Below are 5,596 nucleotides of genomic sequence, written 5' to 3'. Positions count from 1 at the left end.
CATCTCTTTAGGTCTTTATTCAACTGAGTACTTAGAGCCTAGTCTGTCTATTTATTACATTCGTGATAATCTTGTTTCTCAACCTTATTTCGCGAGACATGGGAAGAAAGCAGAGCCCAAGGTAGCATCGAAATACGATGGTGTGGTGGCTAATTCTGATTTCCTTGCAGATTACTTAAGAAAGTATAATCAAATTTCAGAAATGGTAGGTCAAGGCTGTGACCTCTCGCTTTTTGATAGGCAGAAAGTAAAAGAGTTACCTCAGGATATGAAAGGTATTGAAGGGCCTATAGTCGGATATGTTGGCTATCTGACAAGTTTAAGGTTGGACATAGATATTATAGAAAATATCGCAAAAAACATGGATACCGGTTCTGTTGTACTTGTAGGACCTGAAGACGCAGATTTTGAAAATTCCAATCTTCATAATATAGAGAATGTTCATTTTTTAGGGAATAAATCCTCAGACATGTTACCCGCATACATTGCTTCATTTGATTGTGCAATTAACCCTCAAGTGGTAAATGATATGACCATTGGTAATTACCCTAGAAAAATTGACGAATATTTAGCAATGGGTACACCAGTAGTAGCAACCTACACACCTGCCATGGAGTACTTTGAAGATTTTGTTTACCTGAGTAAGTCACAAAACGAATTTTCAGAACTTGTTATGAAGTCGATTGAAGAAAATTCAGAAGCAAAATCAATTGCTCGACAAAAATTTGCTGAGTCACATACCTGGGAAAATAATGTAAATAGCATATATGAAGTAATGCGTAAAGTTGAGCCAATAATTACTTCCAAGAACTAAGATCACGGTTTATTAACTTTTCTAAGTTCTTGATGTCGTCAAGGTATACTTCTTCGGTAATCTTTCTATAAAGGTTATGATCAAGCTCTGGCCTCTTCAAATTACTGTTCTGAAGGTCGTTTACCATTTTTTGTAACCAGTTAACACTCTTGACTTTTGTGTAGAGGCGGTTTGGGATCAGAGCCTTTGCAGCTTTTTTAAAGATGCTATTGTGACCGAAGGTTCTGTCATAAAACTTATTTTTAATAAACCCTGACTTATTATATTCAATTGAGTCGTCAATGGTTTCAATATCCCCTACACCCAAAAACTCAAAAACCTCACTTAAAACAGATTTAGAATTTCGTTTTAAATCCTCGTGTAGGAGGACCTTAATATTTTCCTTTGGAAAGACATCAAAATAGCGTTTAAGGTTTTTATAATAAAACCCTTCTTTAACAAGATCATTTCTTACCCACCAAATTGATGATTTATCTAATACTTCTGAAAAATCTTGTGAAGGAAGTTCGTTTTCTCTGGCCAAATGTAAATACCTTGAATATAGTCGCTTGGTGGGCTGTCTTATTATGGCAATTATTTTTGTATTAGGAATATAATCTTTTATAACTTCCGCGGTCCCGTCAATGACCAAATACGTATTTGAGGTTTCTCCTAATAACTGATTTGGTTTTGAATCGTTGAACAATGACTTATAAGTCTCCAGATCTGTAACAGATTCTTTATAGTGCTGAAGAGCATCTTTGTCGAGAGATTGAATATCAATCTTATCATATGCAAAGAAATTTGGTTCTTTTACCGGACTCATATAAATCGCCTCATGCTGCTTCAAATAATTGTCAAGCGAAGTCGTGCCAGACTTGCCCGCACCAATGATTAAAAAGTCTGGTAATAATTTAGTCATATTTGAACAAATTTTGTTTAGTTGTTTTGTGTAATAAAAACAGTCATAAAAATACTAACAAATAGAGATTTGATGTCAATGAGATTACTCTTCATTTTATCCATTTTACTTTTATGCACTTTACTGCTTTTCGGTCTTGTAATATATAATGACAATAACACTGCAAATGACGTTGAGTTATCTAAAGATCAAATTTTACAAAGAGCCGTTTTTAATGAATTTTTAGGTATTAATTCGGTGCGGGAGCAAAATGAAGAGTGGATAAAAGATCAATACCAGATATCTAAATCTCACAGGATCTTTGGTATGGATAGCTATTTGTTTACCGGAGAAGAATTTGTAACTGAGTATAGAGGGAAATTTTTTAAAGTAGATTTAAGTATTCCTCACGATGAATATCCTAATGATCTGGTAGGGTTTAACCCAGCCAAAGGTGCTGGTAAATTTCATTTTGACTTATTCTTAAACCAATTAAAGGAGAATGATATACAGGCAATACCTGTACTTGCAAGAAATCTACTATATACTAACGTTCCAAAAGATAGCTTAATAAACGTCTGGCAAATCCCATACGACCAAGGGGGTGACCCGGAAAATCCGATGGACTACAAAGCGTATTCCTCATTTTTATTTCAGTTTACAGCTCGATATGGAAATAACAAACTGATAGAAAACGGTGGATCCATCAAAAAAGACTTGCTGAAGTTGACAACTGATAATGAGATTAAAGCAGGTTTAAACCTGGTTTTTGCCATTGAGCCAGGGAATGAAATGGATAAAGACTGGTTTAGTGAAAAAGAGTATGCTTCACCAAAAATTCTGGCAGCTTTTTTATCTGCAGCGATAGATGGTCATATGGGTCTTATGGGAGAAGGTCATGGTATCTTAACTGCCGACTCGACTATGAGGATTCTGTTTCCTAGTCCTACGGATATAAAGACAGACTATGTAAAGAATGTCTTACGCCATTTAAAGGGCTTGCGGAGCAAAGCGCCATCAAATGAATTTGAAGTTATACCCAAAGAAAATTTGATATTTACTGCCCATGCTTACCCTTTTGAGGGAGGCCAAACTGGTGAAGAAAGCACGATTGTAGAGGAAACAAGCATATTTGCTGATTCATATGAGTTTATTAAAGAGGTAAGAGAATTGTATGACTTCCCAGTCTATCTCACAGAAACTGGCTATGATAAAGTGAGTGATCAAATAAGCCCAATTGGAGCGCCCACAATCAGGCAAGATCACATAGGTGATCATGAGATTAGTGAAAGTGCACACTTAAGGCACCTTTTGAGGCTGTTGTTTACGACTTATGCAGCTGGATATGATAAAACCTTCCTTTTTACTTTAAAAGATCCTGTGGAAGTAGGAAAGAATGGTTATCAGACAAAGTTTGCAACAACAGGATTAGTAAAAAAACAAGGAGCAAAGTATCAGGCTTGGTATACGGTAAAACACCTTAAGGAGGTTTTAAGTGGGTATAATTTAAAATATGTTTACATGAAACAGCCACTTAATCTTATCTCATTAGAAGATGATAATAGTCGAGCTATAATATTTTGGTTGGGGACAAATAGAAATGACAAACTAAGTCTGAAATTTCCAAAAAGCTTATTATATAAATCAGAGCTTTATGATTTATCAGATTTTAACTCAACCAAAAGCTTACATTCCATTTGTTTGTCAGGTAGAGATACTAACACTGTAAAATTCACTGAATTTCCTCAGGTTTTAGTAGTGCCTAAATGATTAATCAAAAATGATATAAATGCTTATCTATCACTTAAATTTGAAGTTTAAATAAGAGAAAAATGAAAATGATTTTAGCTCAAGCGGCAAAAAAAATATTAGGGCAAAAGTTTTATAATGACTTAAGAGCTAAGTATTTATTTAGAGATAAAGAAAGTCCTTTTCCATTATTTCAAGAAACTCCGTTTTCTATGGACTGGAAAAGTTACAATAAGCCACCTAGCCATAGAAATAGTATCAAGATGACATATATCGTTTCTCCAACTCAGAGGAGCGGCACAAATTATTTAAGCCACATGCTAGATCTACACCCTGAGCTAGAGTTTCCATCTGGAGATGATTTGCCTGACGAGCAGTGTCTATATACTTATTCTGAAAATATTAAGAATTATGCCTATCAAACTGTCAGTACTTGGAATAAATGGATAAAATCTGGAGATAAAAAGCTAATTGAACATAGCATTGGATTGACGCAGTCAATGGGTTATGGTCTATTAGATTATTTTTCACAATTCATTAAGCCTGGAAGCTCACTACTATTCAAAACACCTGATGCTGGGCGTTTACAAAACATATTTCATATGTTCCCGTCTTGTAAAGTTGTGATATTAATAAGAGATGGACGAGATACCTTGGAGTCATTTTCTAAAAGCTGGGGTGGAGATGGAGCCTTTAAAAAGATGTGTGAAAGATGGTCTCATAGGGTTGATAACATCATGGAGTTTATTAGAATGGCAGAGGCTTCAGATATGTCAGACAGAGTATTAATCGTAAGATATGATGAGGTGAATGATAATACCAGGGAGGAGCTTGTGAAAATCTTCAATTTTATAGAAGCTGATAATGATAAGTTTCCCTGGGACAAATTGGAAGATGTTCCAGTATTAGGTTCGTCTAGTCATAAAACTAAAAGTGATGAAGTTCACTGGAATCCAGTAAAGAAAAGCGACAATTTCAAACCTAATCAAAAGTGGGTGTCATGGTCAGTTAAAAGGAAACGAATTTTTAAAAAGTACGCTGGTGAAAATTTAATAAAGCTGGGATTTGAGGAGGATAATAACTGGTGAGCTTTCTTAAAAAAATCAAAAATTCTTATTGGGTAAAGTCTGGGTCGATTACCCTTCTAAACCGAATAGCAATTACCCTTTTTGGGTTACTTAATTTCTTCTTTTTAGTCAGAACATTGAGTAAAAGTGATTTTGGGGTTTGGGTAATTTTTCTTTCAATTTTAGCTTTATCAGAGTCAATAAGAAATGCCTTCATCTATAATCCTTTATTAAGGTATTTAAACTCAGAAAAAGATGAAAATCGAAAGCACATTATAACAGCTTCACTAGCATTGAATTTGTTAGCAGCAGGGGTGATATCTGCCATATTTGTCGCTCTTTCATTCACAATTGAGTTTTTTATTGACGCCCCTATAATGCCGTCTATGTTTCTCATAAGCATAGTATCTGTTTTTGGGTTTACCCTTTTTGCTCATTTCAATTTCCTTCAACAGGCTAATTTAAAGTTTATGGGCACGCTCGTAAGCACTATGATTCAGAAAGGGTCGTTATTCATTTACATTTTATATATCTACATATTTAAAGTTGAAACAGACTTATTTATGCTTGCTGCGGTGTACAGTATGGGTTATGTAGCTAGTTCTATTGTAGCTTTTTTATTTGCAACTAAAGAAAGTGAGCTCTACTGGCAGTTTGACTTCAAGTGGCTAAGTCGTTTGTTTCATTATGGAAAGTACACTTTAGGTACCAATTTGAGTACTATGCTCAATAAATCAGTAAGGGAGTGGTTTTTAGGGGGTATGATTGGCACATCAGCTACTGCTGTATTTTCACCTTCGGTTAGGGTTACAAACCTTTTCGAAATTCCGCTCGGTGCCATTGCGTCCGTATTTTATCCTAAAATGATAAATAGAGTGCGAGAGGAGGGAACAGGAGCTGCCAAGTATATGTATGAGAAATCTGTAGGGGTTATATTAATAGCGGTATTACCAGCAGTGGCATTTATTTTCATTTTTGCAGATTTTATTGTCTTAGTGATTGCAGGCCCAGAATACCCCGAATCTGTTCCAGTCTTAAGAGTAATGGCACTTTACGGAATATTTGAGCCATTTTCAAGACAATTTG

5 protein-coding genes are annotated in these 5,596 nt (G+C 35.1%); 4 read left to right on the top strand and 1 reads right to left on the bottom strand.

Annotated elements, in window-relative coordinates; translation table 11 throughout:
- A partial coding sequence (locus E1176_RS07245; RefSeq protein WP_155209938.1) for a glycosyltransferase occupies positions 1 to 814 on the top strand: 814 nt, incomplete at its 5' end.
- Here E1176_RS07245 and E1176_RS07240 read toward each other — a convergent pair.
- Complete coding sequence (locus E1176_RS07240; protein ID WP_155209937.1) at positions 798 to 1,715, bottom strand: sulfotransferase family protein; 918 nt, start codon at positions 1,713 to 1,715, stop codon at positions 798 to 800. The two genes, E1176_RS07245 and E1176_RS07240, sit on opposite strands and share 17 nt — an antisense overlap.
- 78 nt (positions 1,716 to 1,793) lie before the next feature.
- Here E1176_RS07240 and E1176_RS07235 point away from each other — a divergent pair, with 78 nt between their 5' ends.
- The 3 genes from E1176_RS07235 to E1176_RS07225 all read left to right on the top strand — a co-directional run.
- On the top strand, positions 1,794 to 3,464 hold the full coding sequence (locus tag E1176_RS07235; RefSeq protein WP_155209936.1) for a hypothetical protein: 1,671 nt from the start codon (positions 1,794 to 1,796) through the stop codon (positions 3,462 to 3,464).
- A 62-nt stretch (positions 3,465 to 3,526) separates the two neighbouring features.
- Positions 3,527 to 4,531, top strand: coding sequence for a sulfotransferase family protein (locus E1176_RS07230; RefSeq protein ID WP_155209935.1), 1,005 nt, complete (start codon positions 3,527 to 3,529; stop codon positions 4,529 to 4,531).
- On the top strand, positions 4,528 to 5,596 hold a 1,069-nt coding region (locus E1176_RS07225), incomplete at its 3' end, for an oligosaccharide flippase family protein (RefSeq protein ID WP_155209934.1). The genes E1176_RS07230 and E1176_RS07225, both read left to right, overlap by 4 nt.

Source organism: Fulvivirga aurantia (genome assembly GCF_009711475.1).
GTDB lineage: Bacteria > Bacteroidota > Bacteroidia > Cytophagales > Cyclobacteriaceae > Fulvivirga > Fulvivirga aurantia.
Note: the sequence above shows the minus strand (reverse complement) of the source record. Positions and strands in the feature narration are given on the sequence as shown.